This window comes from Anatilimnocola floriformis (assembly GCF_024256385.1).
Lineage (GTDB): Bacteria > Planctomycetota > Planctomycetia > Pirellulales > Pirellulaceae > Anatilimnocola > Anatilimnocola floriformis.
Genome location: NZ_JAMLFW010000001.1, coordinates 3,104,678 through 3,121,298 on the forward strand (window position 1 = coordinate 3,104,678; position 16,621 = coordinate 3,121,298).

Consider the following 16,621-nt stretch of genomic DNA (forward strand, 5'->3'; position numbering starts at 1 on the left):
CTACGCATCGAACACCCGTCCCGTGTTGTTGGCATCGACGATCGTATTGGCTGCCGTATCGCCTTGAAACGTGATGCTCTTTCCCATCTCGGAAAGCTGCGGCAGCGCCGACGACAACACGTAGGTGCCAGCCGCCAGGTTGATCGTGTCATTCTGGCCGTTGGAATTGGCTGCCGTGATCGCAGCTCTCAGACTACCCGCGGCGCCATCCGCTACACCCGCCGTCACATTGAACGTCGCCATCAGCGAGCGATCTTCGAGTTGCTCCAGCAACATCCGCCGCCGGGTCAGTCGTTGTTCGCCAGCGGCCTGACGCCGCCGAGATCGTTCCAGGCGGGAACCAACATCACGACGCGAAGAAGATCGATTCATGGTGCAATATCCTTATGCGTATGCGCGCGACAACCCAGTTGAGAACGCTACTGGAAAACTCAGGCACAAACCCCGAGTTACAGATGAGACAAGAACCGATTGACAACTCAGGTCAATCGAGGCGAAGAAATCTGAAAAGATCAGATACCCAGCTACCTGCTGGTCGAGTAACCATGGCGTTCACTCCCTTGGCTGTATCACAACGCAGCCTGATCCCTCAAATCGCCCCCGTGCATCTTCGATGCGGCGTAGGTTCTACCGACCATCGAGTGTAAATGTCAACTATTTGGGAGCGGTATTTCCCAAAAGTATGCAAGCAACTTGAAGCAACCCAATCACGCTGACAATCTATGTCACATCAGTGCGTCAACGTGTCGCAGCAGTTGAATCCACTTGCCGACACAAATCGGATGTCGAACTATACACGCCTGCTGCGCTGAAGGTCTTCGATTACGACTTTGTCGACCAGAAGAGGGTGGTGATTCCACGCGGAATCTACGAACTTGGTATCAACCGCGGCCAGCCGAGTCACGAGCTTTCGCTTCCGACAATTGATGTTACCGCTCCGGTTACTCCGATTCGCGCTTTGAGTAGGCCGCCGATCAGTTGGCGACTTTGGTTGTCCGCCCCTAATGCGTGCAATCGCAGATTGGGAATCATCAAAATCTTTGTTTGATCCGCGTTTGCCCCCTTGTCTGGCGCCGGTAATATTCGGCAAACATCTTCGGACCAACTCGCGACCGAACACTTAAGGGACAATCTGGAACTAGGTGCTCACGCCATCCGTTGTCTGAAGTTTCTCGATTTCTTTCCAAATCTTACTTAGCGGGATGCTGAGCGTTACCGCCAGCTTGTCCCGGCTTGGGTCAACGCAAGAGGAAAAAGCCTTCGCCAAAGTTGGTGAGGCTGTGTTGTCGATCGACCGTAGCGGAGCGCGACATGCGATTGGCAGAGAGGGCCGTCCACGCCCAAACCAATTAGAAATCAACGCTAAAACCGAAACGCCTGCAGAAGAATCTCGCCGGGTGGTGCGTTAACCGTGGGGCATTATCAGCTAGTTAGCAAAATCTCAGATCCTCGCGCGGGCTCGAAACTGCCACCCGGTTAACAGCAAGCTTGAACATAAATCACTTGCGTATTTTAGTGAATACATGACCATGACGCCGACGGTACTCGAAAACCCTTTACAATGCGCATCGTCTTGCAAATGAAAGTTTTAGGTCGAGTCGGTCTTCCAAGGCATCCAAGCCAGCCAGTCGATTATTTCACAGATGTGAAATAGTCCTGATAGATAAGAAAAAAGAAGGATGGCGGAGGCTTTCGCCCCCGCCATCCTCGCTATACATAGCTATGCAGCATCTGATCGACTATCGGCTGCATCATCATCCTGCTTCGGCGCGTCGGCTTGAGCAGTCGCGATTTTTGCAAACGCCATCGCTTTCCGGATCGTCGGTTCCGTTCTCTCAAAATGGGCTACCGCCATCTTCATAGTGACGTCCGGCCGGCTCATGAACTCAGCCACCGCCTGGGCATTAGTGCGGGACCAATTCGGCAAATTGGGACGGCTGACCGACTTTCCGTAAGCATCGATGCCGAACTTCTCCTTTGCATACTTCAGTGCTGCCCGGATTGTCGGCACAGTCTTGCCAAAGTGCTTTGCCGTGACTTCCATTGAGGCGTGATTTTTTAGGCGAAACTCAGCCACCGCCTGTGCATTTGCCTCAGCCCAGGATAATGTCTCCGGCACATCGAAATGATCCTCGGCAAACCATTCCGGCCCTAGTCCAGCAAAGCGGTCCGTATTCACGGCGAATTCATTCGCTTCAATCTCCGCTTCGTCGTCGTCAATCGCACCTTTGATGTCCAAGCGCGCCCGTCGGCGTGGCTTGGCGCAGAACTTTGCGGCAGCTGCCCCAGAAGCCGAGCCAGGCGGGCAACTGGAATCGGTAATGAAGAGGGTCAGATCGCCAGCCAGCGCACCGAGCTTACAAGTCCGAATGACCACATGGCCTGTGTCGTCGCACCAGATCGTATCGATGTGGTGCGAAAGCATCAGGTTCATCGCGGAGGCATTGCCTTCGTTCAACATCGTGGCCAGCCGCTGCAACCGCTCCGAGATTTCCTGGGGGTCGAGTACCTGTTGCCGCTGCTGCGTGCCAGCCAGCCGTGCCGCTTGTTCGGCCTCGATTTGCTGGATTCGCGTCATGGCCCGTTCCAGTTCGCCTTCAATGGAATGACGTACGATCGCTGACAGGTCACGATTGCCAAGCGATTGCTTCCAGCCGCTGCACTGATCTTCCAGATCATGCTGCTCGGCCTTCAGTGCCGCCGAAGGATCCGGCTGCAGCGCTACATGCGACTCAAGTTCGCGGCGAACCATCTCGACAAACTCCAGCAATCTGGTACTGGCAGGACCACAGTCGTCGAGCTGGAGACGGGATCGCATGAGGGATACCACGGTTTCGCGGAGCCATTCCTCAGGAATTCGCTTTCGATTGTCGCAGAGCCCCCTGCCAGCCCCGTGCAACCGTAGTGGACGTAGCGACGCACATCGCCCGAAACGCTCTGGTATTCCGAACTCGACTGGGGATTCATCCGTCGCTGGCAATGGGCGCAGAAAACCAACCCCGTTAAGGGGTACTTGAGAGCGATGCCGGGACTTGCAAGCCCGGCAATCGCGGGCAGAGCCTTGGGTTTCTTCGGGCACTTATCCCGGCGGGCTTGCCGCAGGGCTTGAACCCGATCCCAGCGCTCGCGGTCGATAATCGGTTCACAGAACCCGGTGATATGCAGCCACTCTTCTTTAGGCAGTGGATCTTTTTTGCGGACTTCATCAACAATCCCCGTGCAGCACTTGCCCCAAATGTAGTCGCCAATATGCATCTCGTTATCAAGAATCTCACCCACGGTTGCCGGATGGAATGGCTTCAGGTCGTCGGGGATCCGGGGATCATTGTTAAGAGCCTTTGCGATGCGGCTCGTGCCGTAACCCAACTCGTCAGCCAACCGAAAAATCTCCTCGACGATCCATTTCGTCGCCGGATTTGGTTTCGGGATGCGATAGGCGATTACTTGCAGGCCATTCTCGGTCTTGAAGACGGCTTCCAGGTAATAGCCAAACGGTGCAGCTCCACCTGGCCATTGCTTGAGCCGCACGGCGTCCCGCTTGCCACGCAGGACATTGTGAGCCTTGACTTTCCCATCTTCACTTGCGCGGAGAGCTTCAAATGCCGAAAGCGCCCGGCCACTTGAGGATGTCGGGTCGGTAAAGTTCGAGTTGGCGGTGAGGACCAGGACTCCGATTCTTCGCAACGAATCGCGAATCGCATCGCCGTTGTCGGCGCGCGTCAAGCGTTCGAAGGTATCGACGAGAACAAGACTGGCTTGAACAACGCCGGTTTTGAGATCCTTCATCATGCGCTGAAAATTCGGCCGCTTGCGCGTGAAGCGAGCCGAGATGAAGTCGTCCCGATAGACTGCAACGACTATCCAAGGCAAGCCCAACCGCTTCATCAATTCTCTGATGACCGCATCCTGCTGCTCGGGCGAACGTGGATTCTGACCTTCCTGCGACATCCGCAGGTAGATCACGACGCGATGTGGAATGTAAAGATCGAACTTCGTGACCAACATAACTCACCCCTCAATCCTTGCTGGGTAATGATCTCTGATGTCACGGGCGATCACTCGCGCCAAAAAGTGCATCAGATCGGCCCGCCGCCGTTGGCGAAACTGTTCGATCGCTCGTTCAAGTTCCAAAGCGGAAGGCTTACTGTTGAGGGGAATTCCGGTCAGACGAATCATCTCACAGAGTTCCGGGTTATCGAGGGGCGGATCGGAGCGCGGAAAGGAATCGGGTGGGTTGATTGCAATTCGGTTCATGGCGTACTCTCTGAAAAAAAGATGTCAAAATCGGCGAGCGGGTCGAAACAAGTGGGCCTGAGCGTCGCCAGCGGCAAGCAGGATCGGACGAATAACTTTTTGCTTGGCGTGGACTGATTCATCGGCGACATGAATCCCTGGTGACGCGGGCTCTAGAGCGCCTCGCGATAAGCAGGCGGCTTGTCCCTCAGGAAGAAGTAGCCGCGCCGCTAGCATCGCGCCGGAAAAGTTGACCGGAATTCCCCTTGTCTTGTGACGAGCCCAACTCACAAGTCCAAGGAAAGCACAGATGGCCGACGATTTCCTGCAACCGCGCGACGCTGCGCGTCGCTTAGGGATCACGGTCACGACCCTATATGACTGGCTTAGCCAATCGGACTATGGGTTACTTAAAATTCGCGGGGAGCGCGTCACCGTTGACTACTTGCAAGCAGGCCCAGCGGGCCATGGACGGATTCGCATTGCGGAAAGCGAAGTGCAGCGACTGCTCGAATTGATGCGAGTGAAACCGAAACGTATCGTGGCTCGAAAACCGCCGATTCAGCGAACAGCTTTCCCTGGCATTACGGTTCCCCTGGGCCGGCCGGATCAAACGTAGCGGTGGGTTTACGCGCTGCCCGCCATCACTTGGCCGCCGATTTGAAATCGGCGTAATCAGTGACGGCAGGCAGCGCAAATTCTCTCAGCCAGCATTTTTTCGTCTGCGTGCTCGCTGCTGTTGACACCGCGATGGGTCGACCAGGTCGCGCTTCTCCAAGGCGTTGAAGAACGACAACAGGTAATACAAGGCGACGACCGATCCTAGCACTCCCCACCAGCCAATAGCCGGGGACGCGAGTAGCGTTGCGGCGGCGATGACGATCGCTACCTGGCCAAAATGACGGGCACCGTCAAAAGGCATGTGATCACCGTCTTCCTGGCACGAGTGACCGGATAATCTGCGCCAGTGTTTTCAAGATCCCCTCCAGGCAGTCCTCCAGCCACTGGAGCTGCGGAACCGGCTGTTTTTTCAGTCGCTTGCGGTGCATAAAATCTCCGTTCATTCAAGTGAAAGGGCAAAAGACTCGCGCCATGATCCGCGGGACCAACTCCAGCACGGAGCGGCCGGCGGCGAACTCGATGCGAGGTGCGCGAAAACGGTTGGACAACTTTCTTAAGCCACGTCTTGCAACTGTTTGATTGACTCCATGGCGCGCTTCAATGACTTGCGGCTTCGCTTTTCGGTTTTGATCGTGCGGATCAGTTCGTTCACGGCCGCGAGCGTCGTTCGCAGTTGGCTACGAATTGAGATTGCGCAGTCCGTGGCCGAAGGCGTTTGCTTCGTTGCCGACGCTGGACTCAAACGAGCAGCCCGCTGCTTCGTCGCCGGTTGCGAATGTTCTGCGATTGCGGACTGGGGTGGCGGCAAATCAACCGTGGAGGAAATCTGCTTGAGTGGCGACTCCCTGCGCCGCGCAACTGAAGGTGCGTCATTGCGCGTGCTGAACGGCGACTCAATTCGGAGGGAGTCCTCGCTTGACTTCAGTGCCTCTTTGGGATCAAGCAACATCCACACGAACGTGCGGCTCGCGTCGCTCGCGATCGCCGGTGAAGCGATATCCGGAAAATGTATATCCGAAAAACCCATCGCCGCCGCTCGCGCCAGGAACTTCCGATCTGTGCAAATGCGGATGTCTTCTCCCTGCTTGCTGGAATTTCGCAAGAACATTTCCGCCGGTCGGGGCGTGCTGGGAGAAGCCGCCCGCAGAATAACCTTTCCATTGAGATCGACGGTCAGTTCGCGGTGTGTTTCACCGTTCGGCAACCGGTGCAGGTTGTCCACCAGGAACTTAGCATCGGCGGATGCCAGCTTGAGCGTCGCCTTGCTGGAATGGGTGGACGGTATCGAGCGGTCAATGTCGGGGAAACGGCCTTCCGTTGACACACCCAGCCAGTAGGTCCACGGGCCGATCTGAAACACTACCCTTTCATCGGTCTTGCCGACGCGCACAGGCTGATCGTGCGGAAGTTCTTTGCTCGCAAAGAACTTCGTGTGTTCCAGCAGCAACTCTTCAGCGAAGCCAAACGTGAAGCCCGCTTGCTTCAGCAACTGGCGACCATCGGTAGCTGCGATAATTCCATCGCTGCCACGAATCTGGATACTACCGAGCGCATATCGCTTACTTTCGACGTCCGTCGTTTCATAGGCGTCACGCAAGGCGATGAGCAACTCGGCCGAATTTTCGACGAACTGCGCTGGCAGGGTAGGAAAATGCTGCGCATCCGTGGCTGGTTCCAGGGCGTCGTATTCCAGGTCCTGGAAGACGCCTTTTTCTTGCCAACTCGCGCCGAGCACGCCCGCACGACGGCAATTTAAAAACACCGGTTCTGCTCTTGAACCCTGGACATCGTCGAGAACGCTGAGCGGAACAAACAAGAGCTCGCGGTCTTGCGGCCGAGGATCGTGGAATTGAAGGGCCTGATTGGTTCCCTGTACTTCGACAAACAGACCAGCATCGCCGGAGCGAAATGTCAGTACAATCTGCGCGGCTTGGCGAGGAATAGTCCGTTTCACAATCGAGCGGATGTGCTTGGCTAACAATCGGGTAATTTGAATCAACGCAAAGTCTCCCTAAGGAAATGGTGAGAACAAAAAAGGGTGGCAGCCACACTTGCTGCCACCCGAAGCGATTCGTTGCATCAACGCGATAGCGTCTAAGCAGCGCTACATCGTTGGTCGCGTTCTAACGCATCCCAATCGACAACGCTCGGAAGCGCATCGTCATCTTGGTCTGGATTGAATGCTTGGAGCGGCGTAAGCACGCTGAAGCCGCGGCGACGGATGGTGCGCAATGATTCTCCCGTGGCATCAGCCACGGCTTCATTCAGTTCAGTTTGGGTCACAGACAAACTCCTTGAAAATAAGAACAACGAGAAAGGCCTGCGGTGTGCGCATGCGCGCACCGCAGGCCGACGATTTTGAAACAAGGGAAGAAAACGCAGACGGTCAGGCCGTCGGCAGCAACCAGTGCTGAGATAGCCAAGCCACTTCAGCGGTGAGCGCTTCGCTACGAGAAACAAAGGGACCGAGCGTCGGTCCCGAAACTGGTGAGAGATCGCAAACCCATTGACCACGTTCATCGGGTTCGACGTGCGAACCGCGGCAGATAGTCAATGTGCCCAGCTGTGCCAGATTGATGGTCTCACCGTAAATACAGCGGGCCCGCCCTCCAAGTTCAATCAGCAGTTCCATAATGGAGGTGCCTCACTTGCTGCGGCGGAGGATGTTACGGCGTGGGCGGTCGACGAGCAGGCCATCGAGCACCGATTGCACTCCCGACAGCTGCGAAGCAACTTGCTGCCGAAGCGCTTGGTTGTCGCGCAATTGTTGCGGCTCGACGCCGCGCACCACGCGTTGCGCTTGCCCTACTAAATCATCGAGCTGCTCATTCGAGCGAATGTTGAGGTGCCGAAACCGCTCAAAGAACTCGCGAAGATTCTCGACGACAGAATCGCGGAAGACTTTGGGTTTGCCATCCTCGGCACCACCCAAACGCTCGGTCAGGTGAGAAACGAGCTTTGCAAGCTCTTCGGTGAAGGCCTGTTCAGCGAGTTCAACTGCCTCGTCAAACCGGGCGGCCACCCGGGCAGCTTCTTGCTGGTAAAGCTGCGGCGACAACTGGCGCAAATAATCCGGCGGTTCCACGCTGGGAAAATCAAAGGTCACATCAAACCACCCGCGAAGTGTCGCCGGATAATCCCCCGCGTTATACAAAGAGCCGAGCCGGCGGCGGGCCGCCGATCTCAATTCGTCGTAGCGCTCATCGAGCTTGATGACCGCGTCGTCCAGTTCGGCTTTAAGGGAGGTCAACTGCACCGTGAAGGCGCCGATGTCATCCTGGCGGATCAACCGAATGCCGCTTTCAGGATAGGGGAGGGAAACTCCTCTCCAATAAGCAAGCGCACGGTGCCGCACCGCCGTCACTGCCTTGAAGGCTGGGTGCGACGTGTCCAGCAACTTTTTGCCAGCAGACAAATAGGCCCGCTCGGCGCCGAACGTGTCGGCCGCCTGGGATTTTTGTTCCTGCGTTAACGTCTTCCGGCTACCGAGCCAGGTAAACATCACGCGCACTGCGGCCATCGTGGTTCGCAGTCGATCGGACGGCGCGCTTTGATTTTGTGTAGCCGGTAGGTCTAACAAGGCAGTCATAAAAGTCTCCATAAAGAAGCAAAGAAGTAAGTAAATGCGATGACTGGCAGCAGCACTGCAGAAGTTAGCCTTACAGGGGAAGGCCGCATTAAGGTGTCGAGCAGCCGGTGCCAGATCAGGTTTGGCCAGAGAAGCCCTCGGCGGCAACAAGAAAGTTCAAGCCACCCGATCTCTGGCGCGCCACTCAATTCGGTTCGATCTGCTCCGAAGTGTGGCGATTGGCATAATCGCCTCGCTTACTGTGGGCGACGATGCGGATTCATTGCTCGCCCGACAGAAGGCGGCATATCGGAGGTCTTGCGCTAGGGTACGGTGCTGAGATTGGCCCCCAATAGACCAACCTTGATCCCCGCCATCTGCAAGGCCGAGGTGGCGCGATTGGTGAAGACGTACATTACGGCCAAGCTGATGCAGGGGAAGAACAGCCCCACGGCAAAAAACGCAATGGTGTGGACAGACATCTCAAGCGCCCGTCCGAGCTTAAAGAAGCACCAGACCCCAAACGCTGCGTTACCGAGGAATCCCAGTATTCCCAACGGCCAAAGCCAAGTTGTTTGAAAACAATACCAAATCGGCAGTTGGCTGAGGATGGTGATCAGCAGAGCGTAAAGCAACAGTTTTTGTCGATAAGCAATCTCCTGGAGCGGCGAAGGTTCAGATCCTAGGGAAACACGGGTGGCCACTGGGGGTGGCACAACGGTCTGCGGCAAGCGAACAGCCAGCGGAAAGCCGCATTGCGGACATGCGGGTGCTTGGTCGCTTACCTGACGCTGACATTCCGGGCAGGCAATTAAAGGCATAGTCTTCTTTCTGTGAATGTGAGAGGTATTTCAGTTCAGCTATTTGCTCCGCGGCGGAAACTGAATACTCGCTGTAATGTCGAGGAGTTCCTGCTGGCGAATTGCAAAATTCTCCGCCGTCGTGAACGCTCGGATTTGATAATACGTGAGCGGTGTGTCCACCACCGTGTGTAGAAATGTGAAACGCGTACCGTCTTGACTGGCTTCAATTCGGCTCTGGACTGCCGGATGTCCGCCGACCATCAAATGCACGGCGGATGTCTGCGTTCCGTCCTGCAATTCCTTCACCAGCAAATCGCGCAGAGCTCCGCCGTAGGAATCGAGGTTGGGGAAGGAACTAGCCACGGATGCCTTCTCTTCGGCGAAGCCTACGATTCCCAGATCATGTGCTGGATGCTTAATGAAAATCGTGCTTCCGGGGATGGCGGCAGGGTCGCTTGACCATTCCGAAGTGGCGATTATTTGCACGCGTCCCTGCTCATCGGCAAAGGTCTTGAGGATCGGCGCGGAAGTTGGCTGAACGTGCGGTGCCGACTGTCCCCCAGGTTGTGCGGGAAGCGCCAGAACGATCACGTTTAGCAGCAGTAAGAAAATGACGGTGCCATTGAGCACCCACCAAATGGCCGGCGGGATGCTGAAACGGGCTCGCGCAACTGTGAAGGGTCCCGAACTATCACCACCACAGAAAGGGCAATTGCCGTTTCCAGTCGGGACCGAACGGCCACAGACCTGGCAGGTTCTTGGGGTCATCAAAACATCTCCATTGGGTGCTTAGGAATTTTTGGGAAGCGGGAGCAAGCTTTCGGCATTGATCAAAATGGACAAGTACTTCGGCAGTGTAGCCAGCGCGGGATTGAAAAGATACTCATAGTCCGTCGACCGATAGGCATCTCCCTGACCATGATTCGGAGATGGCAAAGACGGCCGACATCTTGGAGAACTTCGGCCAGCGAGTACGCTCTTTACGCACTGCTAAGGGCTGGTCGCAGGAGGACTTTGCCCATGAGTGCCAGCTCGACCGAACCTATATGGGCGGAATTGAGCGCGGCGAACGAAATGTCGCCCTGAGGAATATCCAGCGCATCGCCAACGCCTTGGGGATTTCGATTTCCGAGTTGATGAAAGGCCTGTGAGTTTGAACGCTCGGCACTAAGCCGCGCGAACATACTGAATCAGCCGGTGAGGGCAACTGCTCGAATTGCTTAACGCCCCGTTTCAATTCTGCGACGGTTCGCGCGAAACCTTACGCCGCGGCGAAGTTTCACACTTGAAAATACCAGGTCGATCTGCGCTCAAGCAGCGACCGCTGGCCCAGTTCCTCAACTTTTCAATTGCTTCGCCCGCAGTACGAGCGATCGGCACGACATGCTGGGCTGCAGCATTGAGCGGCAGATCCAGCAGAGCTGCGAGCCGGCAGCAGGCGCGGATTTCTGCGCCGGTCCACTCGTCGTCAGTGGGAATTTGCTGGGCAGAATCCAATTGAAATCTTGCGATGTACATTTCCCAAATCTTTCGTCGCTGCGATTTGTCCGGTAGATCAATGAATGTCACGGCATCGAAGCGCTCTGCCCGCGCAAATTCCGGCGGTAGTCGCGAAATGTCGTTGCACGTCCCAACTAAGAAGACGTCGCTCGTGCGGTCGTTCAACCAAGTGAGCAATTGACCGAAAATCCGCGACGCTACTCCGGAATCTCCCGCGTTGCCACTGACTCCCGCCAGCCCTTTCTCCAATTCATCTGCGAAAAGCACGCACGGCGCCATCGCGTCTACGATTCTCAGCGCCTGGCGCATATTCCGTTCGCTTTCTCCCACGAGGCTCCCCAGCAGATTGCCAATTTCGAGGGTTAACGTCGGCCGGCCAGTTTCATTTCCGAGACTTTTTGCAAAGGCGCTCTTGCCACAGCCAGGCGGTGACAACAGCAACACACCGCGCGGGCGCAATAGTGGGTTTGCTTCACCTTGCCGGCGCATCGCCCGCAAGCAGAAAGCCTTTAGTGCATCCAGTCCGCCGACGTCTGCGAAGGTCTCGGTGCCGCGGTGCAGCGAGATCAGGCCGCTCTTCTTCAACATCTGGGATTTTTGTTCCCAGAGCACGTCCGCGCGTAGCTTCCCGTGCCGCACGAGCGACAAGCTGAAGGCCCCTTCAGCTTCGTACCGTGTCAACCCTGCTGCGGCGTCGATCACGCGATCGAACTCTGCCGGGGCGGGCAACTCATCGTGCTCGGTGGCAATGCCGCGGGCAATCTCTGCCAGCTGCTCGCGTCCGGGCAGATCGTGCTCGATCACCACGAAATGCTTTTCCAATTCCGCCGGTACTTGGACGATCGGCGATAAGATAACGACAAAGCTGCGGTTCTGTTTGCCATGGGCAATCTGCTTGGCAAGCGCCTGCACGATTTCGCCACTCTGCAGGAACCGATGAAAATTCACGAGCACGAACAGCGCGGGCTGATCTGAAGCCGCGAATGCGGAGAGAGCGCGAATGGCAGCCAGGGGATCATTGGTACCGGTATCCGCACCGGGGTTTTGGCCCTGCAGTTTGAGCCCTTCTTCAATATCCCAAGTGGCCAGCCGCCATTCTTCGCTACGGCAGAGCATGGCGACCTCTGCTAACGCATCTTCATGTTCGTGAGATTCAATCCACAGGCCGGTGAAACAGGCCCGAACCAATTCTGACAATCGCTCGGTGAGCGACATAGGCATTCTCCTGGAAAACGAAAAATGGCCGGTGCGCACTCCCTGGGGGATGCGCATCGGCCGTGGAATCTGAAACACGTCGGGACTTGCCGTTAGCGGGCGAGATGGCGCTCCAAGCGGGCGATGCGAGCGGACAGCCGATCCACCGTGTTGAAGGTCCGCTTGAGCCTGGTCATCCAGCGCCGCAGCGCCACTCGATCGGCTTCAAGCTGCTGTTGTTGGCGCACTTAGCGATGAATTTGCCGTGCAGTGGGCGAGCGATTGGGGTACAGGGCACAAGACTCGCCGACGCACCTAACTCATGCCTGGCCCTCCTTAATCGTCTGGTCACGAGCCTGATGTTGATGGAACTCCGCCGTGAGCTTTTCGCGCGCTTGAGCCCCTAAGGCTTGCTCGATAAAACGACTTGCCTGACGACATTCGCCGCCGACAAATCCCTTGGTTTCAATTTTCGTTTCGCCCTTGGGCGATACAATGACTTCGATGATTTTCGTCATGCGGCACCCCCAGCCACCTGGATGGTGAGTTTGATCGAACCGTCGGCGAGCGTTTGCTCGCTAACCATGTGACCCTTCTTGCGGGCCTCGATTTTTGCTAGTTCACACGCATATGCTTGCAGAAACCGATCCAGTTCCTGCTGTTTTCCCCAGCGTTCATTAAAGTTGTCAAACTTCAGCTGGCCACTGGTGAGATCGCAAACAACTGGATACTGCCATCCGGGGAGCTGGACGGTCAGGCCCTCCGCGGTGCTGGTGAAGAGCTTGGCAACCTTATGGATGGGCGGTGCTAGACCCAGCCGGCGGCAGGCAGCCGTGACGGCCGCGGCATCGCGCACCTGCGTTTGAATCTGTACGATGTGAGACAAGTTGAACCTCCTTTGACTTGAGGATTGCGGAACCAGATCGCTACCGGTCAGTGAGCATCGTTGACTCGAGCGCCAGGAGATGAACTGAGACGCGGGACGGCTGGAGAAATTTGCGTCGTCGAAATCTCCGAGATCAGGAGACTGTTGACTGCGGCTTCGTCCGGGCCACCCCGGTTGAGCGAATACAAGAGCAGCCCGATGATGAGGAAAGGCAGCAGGGCGGAGATGAGCAGCGCGACACCGCCAATCGCTTCCGCAATGATTGGATCCCGATGTCGCTGGGCAGCAATCGACTTTCGCTCGGCCTCCAGTTGCGCACGAGCTTCGTCGATCCGCTGGTAACTCTCGGCGATCTCGGATTGCAACTCTCGCCGAGACTGGGTGAACTGCTCACGGGCTTCGGCTTCTGCCTGGACCAACTCGCGCGTTGTCTCGGCAATTTGCCGGCTGTTTTCGGCGACAGCCTCGCTCTGGCGACTTTGTTGCTCAAGACTCGACTGGGCGAGTTCCGTCAGGCGTTGATCGGCGGGCCGGCAGCCGCAAGTCACTAACCCGGCCACCAGCCTCAGCAAGACTATGGCAATCTGATGAGCTTTCATGATCGTTCCTCCATTTGAAAAGGGTTCGGACGAGTAAGGTCTGCATTGCCCGCCGCAGGCGAATTTCACGTACCAGCGCCACGGTGAGTAGCAATGCCAGGAACGCGGCGGCTCCGAGCACCTGGGCACAGGGCATCGATAGCTCCTTTCAGAAAATTTGGAAAAATGTACTTTTGGTCTTGTACTCCGGTCAAAAGTGGTGCAGGTTCAAGTTTGGCGCTCAGGAGATTGGCAGTAATCGCAGCGCTCCGAATTGTTTTGGCAAGTGAAGAAGCTTGCCAAGGGTCGCGGCAAACAGGGAGGTGAACATGGTCAGCCGACTAGATGGCGGTTACTTCGGTCGAGTAACAGTACAAGAATCAACCGCCGATGCTGTGGGGCTAACGCGGCTTGCTCCGGCGACTCCGGTCCAGCGAATTTGTTGGCAAGTGCCTGCAAGGCTGGCGCGCAGTGGGTTGCCAATGAATTCACTCGAATTCCTCGGAGTCCGCGATCACTTCGGTAACTTGCGGATCATGCCCAAGGATGCCGGCGAGTTGATCAACTATTCGATACCCATCGGTGTCGAGATTCTCCGAGAAGCGAAATCACTGAGAGGCGACGAGATTTTTAGCCTGCGGGCGCATGTTCTGGCTTACCGCTGGCTGCGCGCGCGTGGAGCTAAACTGCGGCGCAGCTTTTCATCACCGGCTGATCTGCGGCTCCAAAGACCTGACCTGGTTACTGCCGATCATCGAGACGTTCTGCCAACAGACCTCGGCCTAGATAATCGCGGCCGGGGCCGCAAATGGAACATCGTAGAGCTTATGAAACATGGTCGAGAAGCGGCTGCCGAAGCAGGGATTGAACGGCCAAACAATGCTCAGATCATCGCGCACGGACTGGTGGTTGCCGCGCTACGAAATCCACTTGATTCAGCCCCAGAAAGTAGCCGGAGCTTGGTCCGAATGGCGCTCTTCGCGGCACCCGAGGGAAATGCGACGGACGACGTTCGCGAGGAGATCCGGTCGCGGTTTTGTGAGGCAATCGAAGAGCATGCTAACGATACTCGGGAAAAGTTCGACCCCTGGTACTCCGGAGCTCACAGCAACCTGCCCAAATCACTGGCCAATCGAAAAACCGAGAGGTTCGGCAAGTTGTCGATTGACGAGGTGAAGCGCGTCTTGCAAGACCTGGGATGGGAGTCTCACCAAACCATCGCGAATTGCGTGCACGCGACCATGCGCTGGGTCGAAAACAGTCTTGCCGACGCACTGTCTCCAGGTGCCCGGGGTTGGTTCGAAGATGTCTATCTTTGTCAGCCGCAGTACGGAGATCTCTCGCTCGTTATGCTCATGGATAGGGCAGTTTTGCTGAAACCGATCGTACTGCGACTTTGGGAATCGCCAAACGATCCGGCGCTGCTCGGAGCGTTCTGCCGCTTACTGCATTTCTACGAGTCGATGGTCGATACACGCCGTGCGGCAGATCGAGAATCCAAGAAGGCTCAGCTGGGCGACCGGATGACTACTTTCAACGAGAAACCATGTGACCGCAATGAGAAGCCGGTTGCTGCCGCAGACAGATTACGTGCCATCTCCGCTGTTGTCAAATGTGCTCGAAAAATCGCAAAGACCAAAGGAATTAGCTGCGCGAACTGCGGGCGGGAACTTGATTTTCAACCTGCCAATTTAGTGCTGGAAGATGCGAATTTGATCGAATGTTATGGCACGTGCGCTTGCACTTCACGGAAACAGGTGATTGAGATCCCATGGGAAGAGGCGATTGCGGCGGTGGAACCCGCGAGTCATCACGGGGACGCTTTGGCGGCGCATACGAAAGCAAGGACACATCGGCCTCGCTAAACAATCTAGCTTTCTGCGATCCCTGTCGAGTCGCTCGAAATGCTAAACCAGCCTCATTTATATATGACGCGAAATCGACCGATATTTAGCAGGGCCGCAAGTCCCGCAGCTGGATTGCGCGTGAAGTGTACCGGCATTGGCCACTACATCACGCTGCAACTAACGTGGTGGTCGAAAGACGCCATTGACCGTGTAATCAAAACAACGCTCATGCCCAGCAGCGTTCCAGAGTGCATCGAACACTGGCTTTAGCACAGTAGCGAAGTCCAATCCCTGCAACGCCTTGATTTCTACTTTCGGTAAGTCAATCCGGTTGCGATCAAAAGCCATTCCTGGGTTATGGTCGCCGAAGACGCGGACGCCACGAAAACCAAGAAGGCTCATGTAGAACCACAGCGGTGGTTGCGTGCCGAGGTTTGCCAGCGCCTTGATGTAGCTTGGCAGCCTCTGTATCAACTCGAACTCTTGGTACGTCGAAAATGCAGGATGCTTCTTCTCGGTATCTCTGACGTCGTGAAATACGTTGTCATAAGCATTGATGACTTCAATGACGCCGTTGCGAAAAACCTGAACGTATCCAGCAACTGGCGGAACTGCCGGGTTGTCGCACGTCACATATCCATCCAGTTTCGGGACGGAATACACCGCGCGGCTGGCCCTCAGTGGATGAAGGTCGTGAAACTGCGTAGCGATTTCTGAAATTGAGTGATCGACTGCCGACGAGAATGATTCCGTGGGGATGATGTGACATGCAATCGTCGGTGCTTTAGCGAGTGGAACCGGCGTGTGGCCGCTCTCTATAGCGAATATGCGGTCGTACCTGTATTTCGTAATCTCGTCGGCGAGAGATCTGGAACCGACGAAGGCTCTACGAAGCTCCGAGACGTCCATTCGGTACGCGTTCGCATCGCTCCTCGCCCAAAACTGGCCGGGCTGCTTCTGGTAGACAACGCGGTGAGGTGCAATCGTACTCTGGTGGACGCGGATGACGAGAACAATTCGGCCAGTGCTGTGGGGCACGACTGCCATCGAGACGCTGATGCGCGGTTCTAAATGCTGCTGCAGGATATCGGCGAGTTGAAGTTTCAGTCCATCAGGATTCGAATGAGTGAAACCACAAACGTCAGTCGGTACGCCGTCCTTCGCTTCGACTCCGATGATCACGTCGCCGCCGATGGTGTTCGCAAAACATGAGACATCTTTCAACAGCTCCTCGTGCTGTTTCCGCTTCTCGTCTGGATCTGCGTGATTCAGAACATAGAACGCCTTCTTGTACTCAATAACTTTGCTTTCGGGCACTGCATCGGTGACAAGCTGCTGAAGGTCGGCAAGCGTCACGTCGTCAAGTTTGCTTGGCAACATTTTTCACCTTC

General features: G+C 56.1%; 19 protein-coding genes. 4 read left to right on the plus strand and 15 right to left on the minus strand.

Annotation, left to right across the window (positions count from 1 at the left end; translation table 11 throughout):
* The 4 genes from M9Q49_RS11875 to M9Q49_RS11890 form a co-directional block, all read right to left on the minus strand.
* A complete protein-coding gene (locus M9Q49_RS11875) occupies positions 1 to 372 on the minus strand; it encodes a glycoside hydrolase family 55 protein (RefSeq protein WP_254508960.1) in 372 nt (123 codons plus the stop codon).
* 1,348 nt (positions 373 to 1,720) lie between these two features.
* The gene (locus M9Q49_RS11880; protein ID WP_254508961.1) at positions 1,721 to 2,752 is read right to left on the minus strand and encodes a hypothetical protein; all 1,032 of its coding nucleotides are present in this window, start codon (positions 2,750 to 2,752) and stop codon (positions 1,721 to 1,723) included.
* A complete protein-coding gene (locus M9Q49_RS11885) occupies positions 2,722 to 4,005 on the minus strand; it encodes a recombinase family protein (RefSeq protein WP_254508962.1) in 1,284 nt (427 codons plus the stop codon). Before M9Q49_RS11885 ends, M9Q49_RS11880 begins: the two co-directional genes overlap by 31 nt.
* 3 nt (positions 4,006 to 4,008) lie before the next feature.
* Positions 4,009 to 4,254: a hypothetical protein gene (locus M9Q49_RS11890; RefSeq protein ID WP_254508963.1), complete on the minus strand. Its 246-nt coding sequence runs from the start codon at positions 4,252 to 4,254 to the stop codon at positions 4,009 to 4,011.
* Positions 4,255 to 4,543: 289 nt separating this feature from the next.
* Between M9Q49_RS11890 and M9Q49_RS11895 the strand changes: the two genes are divergently transcribed.
* A complete protein-coding gene (locus M9Q49_RS11895) occupies positions 4,544 to 4,852 on the plus strand; it encodes a helix-turn-helix domain-containing protein (protein ID WP_254508964.1) in 309 nt (102 codons plus the stop codon).
* A 555-nt stretch (positions 4,853 to 5,407) separates the two neighbouring features.
* On the opposite strand, the gene M9Q49_RS11900 is transcribed toward M9Q49_RS11895, so the two are convergent.
* The gene (locus M9Q49_RS11900) at positions 5,408 to 6,244 is read right to left on the minus strand and encodes a hypothetical protein (protein WP_254508965.1); all 837 of its coding nucleotides are present in this window, start codon (positions 6,242 to 6,244) and stop codon (positions 5,408 to 5,410) included.
* Between the two features lie 42 nt (positions 6,245 to 6,286).
* On the opposite strand from M9Q49_RS11900, the gene M9Q49_RS11905 reads away from it, so the two are divergent.
* The gene (locus tag M9Q49_RS11905) at positions 6,287 to 6,610 is read left to right on the plus strand and encodes a hypothetical protein (protein WP_254508966.1); all 324 of its coding nucleotides are present in this window, start codon (positions 6,287 to 6,289) and stop codon (positions 6,608 to 6,610) included.
* A 338-nt stretch (positions 6,611 to 6,948) separates the two neighbouring features.
* On the opposite strand, the gene M9Q49_RS11910 is transcribed toward M9Q49_RS11905, so the two are convergent.
* From M9Q49_RS11910 to M9Q49_RS11930, 5 genes are all read right to left on the minus strand, one after another.
* A complete protein-coding gene (locus tag M9Q49_RS11910; RefSeq protein ID WP_254508967.1) occupies positions 6,949 to 7,137 on the minus strand; it encodes a hypothetical protein in 189 nt (62 codons plus the stop codon).
* Positions 7,138 to 7,240: 103 nt separating this feature from the next.
* Positions 7,241 to 7,486, minus strand: a complete 246-nt coding sequence (locus tag M9Q49_RS11915) for a hypothetical protein (RefSeq protein WP_145087521.1) — start codon at positions 7,484 to 7,486, stop codon at positions 7,241 to 7,243.
* Positions 7,487 to 7,498: 12 nt separating this feature from the next.
* The gene (locus M9Q49_RS11920) at positions 7,499 to 8,374 is read right to left on the minus strand and encodes a hypothetical protein (RefSeq protein WP_254508968.1); all 876 of its coding nucleotides are present in this window, start codon (positions 8,372 to 8,374) and stop codon (positions 7,499 to 7,501) included.
* A 371-nt stretch (positions 8,375 to 8,745) separates the two neighbouring features.
* The gene (locus M9Q49_RS11925) at positions 8,746 to 9,243 is read right to left on the minus strand and encodes a hypothetical protein (protein WP_254508969.1); all 498 of its coding nucleotides are present in this window, start codon (positions 9,241 to 9,243) and stop codon (positions 8,746 to 8,748) included.
* Positions 9,244 to 9,282: 39 nt separating this feature from the next.
* Positions 9,283 to 9,855 (minus strand): hypothetical protein, encoded by a 573-nt coding sequence (locus M9Q49_RS11930; RefSeq protein WP_254508970.1) that lies wholly within the window; start codon positions 9,853 to 9,855, stop codon positions 9,283 to 9,285.
* 299 nt (positions 9,856 to 10,154) lie between these two features.
* Here M9Q49_RS11930 and M9Q49_RS11935 point away from each other — a divergent pair, with 299 nt between their 5' ends.
* The gene (locus M9Q49_RS11935) at positions 10,155 to 10,376 is read left to right on the plus strand and encodes a helix-turn-helix domain-containing protein (RefSeq protein WP_254508971.1); all 222 of its coding nucleotides are present in this window, start codon (positions 10,155 to 10,157) and stop codon (positions 10,374 to 10,376) included.
* An 82-nt stretch (positions 10,377 to 10,458) separates the two neighbouring features.
* Here M9Q49_RS11935 and M9Q49_RS11940 read toward each other — a convergent pair whose 3' ends face one another.
* The 4 genes from M9Q49_RS11940 to M9Q49_RS11955 form a co-directional block, all read right to left on the minus strand.
* Positions 10,459 to 11,940: an AAA family ATPase gene (locus tag M9Q49_RS11940; RefSeq protein ID WP_254508972.1), complete on the minus strand. Its 1,482-nt coding sequence runs from the start codon at positions 11,938 to 11,940 to the stop codon at positions 10,459 to 10,461.
* A gap of 299 nt (positions 11,941 to 12,239) precedes the next feature.
* Positions 12,240 to 12,437, minus strand: coding sequence for a DUF2997 domain-containing protein (locus M9Q49_RS11945; protein WP_254508973.1), 198 nt, complete (start codon positions 12,435 to 12,437; stop codon positions 12,240 to 12,242).
* Entirely contained in the window at positions 12,434 to 12,805 is a 372-nt protein-coding gene (locus tag M9Q49_RS11950; RefSeq protein WP_254508974.1) for a DUF1257 domain-containing protein, read from the minus strand. The genes M9Q49_RS11945 and M9Q49_RS11950 overlap by 4 nt, the downstream gene beginning before the upstream one ends.
* Before the next feature lie 47 nt (positions 12,806 to 12,852).
* Positions 12,853 to 13,404, minus strand: coding sequence for a hypothetical protein (locus M9Q49_RS11955; RefSeq protein WP_254508975.1), 552 nt, complete (start codon positions 13,402 to 13,404; stop codon positions 12,853 to 12,855).
* A gap of 308 nt (positions 13,405 to 13,712) precedes the next feature.
* Here M9Q49_RS11955 and M9Q49_RS11960 point away from each other — a divergent pair, with 308 nt between their 5' ends.
* Positions 13,713 to 15,248, plus strand: a complete 1,536-nt coding sequence (locus M9Q49_RS11960) for a hypothetical protein (RefSeq protein WP_254508976.1) — start codon at positions 13,713 to 13,715, stop codon at positions 15,246 to 15,248.
* Between the two features lie 159 nt (positions 15,249 to 15,407).
* Here M9Q49_RS11960 and M9Q49_RS11965 read toward each other — a convergent pair whose 3' ends face one another.
* Positions 15,408 to 16,610, minus strand: a complete 1,203-nt coding sequence (locus M9Q49_RS11965; RefSeq protein WP_254508977.1) for an AlbA family DNA-binding domain-containing protein — start codon at positions 16,608 to 16,610, stop codon at positions 15,408 to 15,410.
* Positions 16,611 to 16,621: the final 11 nt, after the last annotated feature.

Bases quoted from the DNA above. Each gene is read 5' to 3' on its own strand.
- M9Q49_RS11960 (WP_254508976.1), top strand. From the start codon at position 13,713: ATGGTCAGCCGACTAGATGGCGGTTACTTCGGTCGAGTAACAGTACAA.
- M9Q49_RS11915 (WP_145087521.1), bottom strand. From the start codon at position 7,486: ATGGAACTGCTGATTGAACTTGGAGGGCGGGCCCGCTGTATTTACGGT.
- M9Q49_RS11895 (WP_254508964.1), top strand. From the start codon at position 4,544: ATGGCCGACGATTTCCTGCAACCGCGCGACGCTGCGCGTCGCTTAGGG.
- M9Q49_RS11935 (WP_254508971.1), top strand. From the start codon at position 10,155: ATGGCAAAGACGGCCGACATCTTGGAGAACTTCGGCCAGCGAGTACGC.
- M9Q49_RS11925 (WP_254508969.1), bottom strand. From the start codon at position 9,243: ATGCCTTTAATTGCCTGCCCGGAATGTCAGCGTCAGGTAAGCGACCAA.
- M9Q49_RS11885 (WP_254508962.1), bottom strand. From the start codon at position 4,005: ATGTTGGTCACGAAGTTCGATCTTTACATTCCACATCGCGTCGTGATC.
- M9Q49_RS11955 (WP_254508975.1), bottom strand. From the start codon at position 13,404: ATGAAAGCTCATCAGATTGCCATAGTCTTGCTGAGGCTGGTGGCCGGG.
- M9Q49_RS11880 (WP_254508961.1), bottom strand. From the start codon at position 2,752: ATGGTTCGCCGCGAACTTGAGTCGCATGTAGCGCTGCAGCCGGATCCT.
- M9Q49_RS11875 (WP_254508960.1), bottom strand. From the start codon at position 372: ATGAATCGATCTTCTTCGCGTCGTGATGTTGGTTCCCGCCTGGAACGA.
- M9Q49_RS11890 (WP_254508963.1), bottom strand. From the start codon at position 4,254: ATGAACCGAATTGCAATCAACCCACCCGATTCCTTTCCGCGCTCCGAT.
- M9Q49_RS11965 (WP_254508977.1), bottom strand. From the start codon at position 16,610: ATGTTGCCAAGCAAACTTGACGACGTGACGCTTGCCGACCTTCAGCAG.
- M9Q49_RS11940 (WP_254508972.1), bottom strand. From the start codon at position 11,940: ATGTCGCTCACCGAGCGATTGTCAGAATTGGTTCGGGCCTGTTTCACC.
- M9Q49_RS11920 (WP_254508968.1), bottom strand. From the start codon at position 8,374: ATGGCCGCAGTGCGCGTGATGTTTACCTGGCTCGGTAGCCGGAAGACG.
- M9Q49_RS11945 (WP_254508973.1), bottom strand. From the start codon at position 12,437: ATGACGAAAATCATCGAAGTCATTGTATCGCCCAAGGGCGAAACGAAA.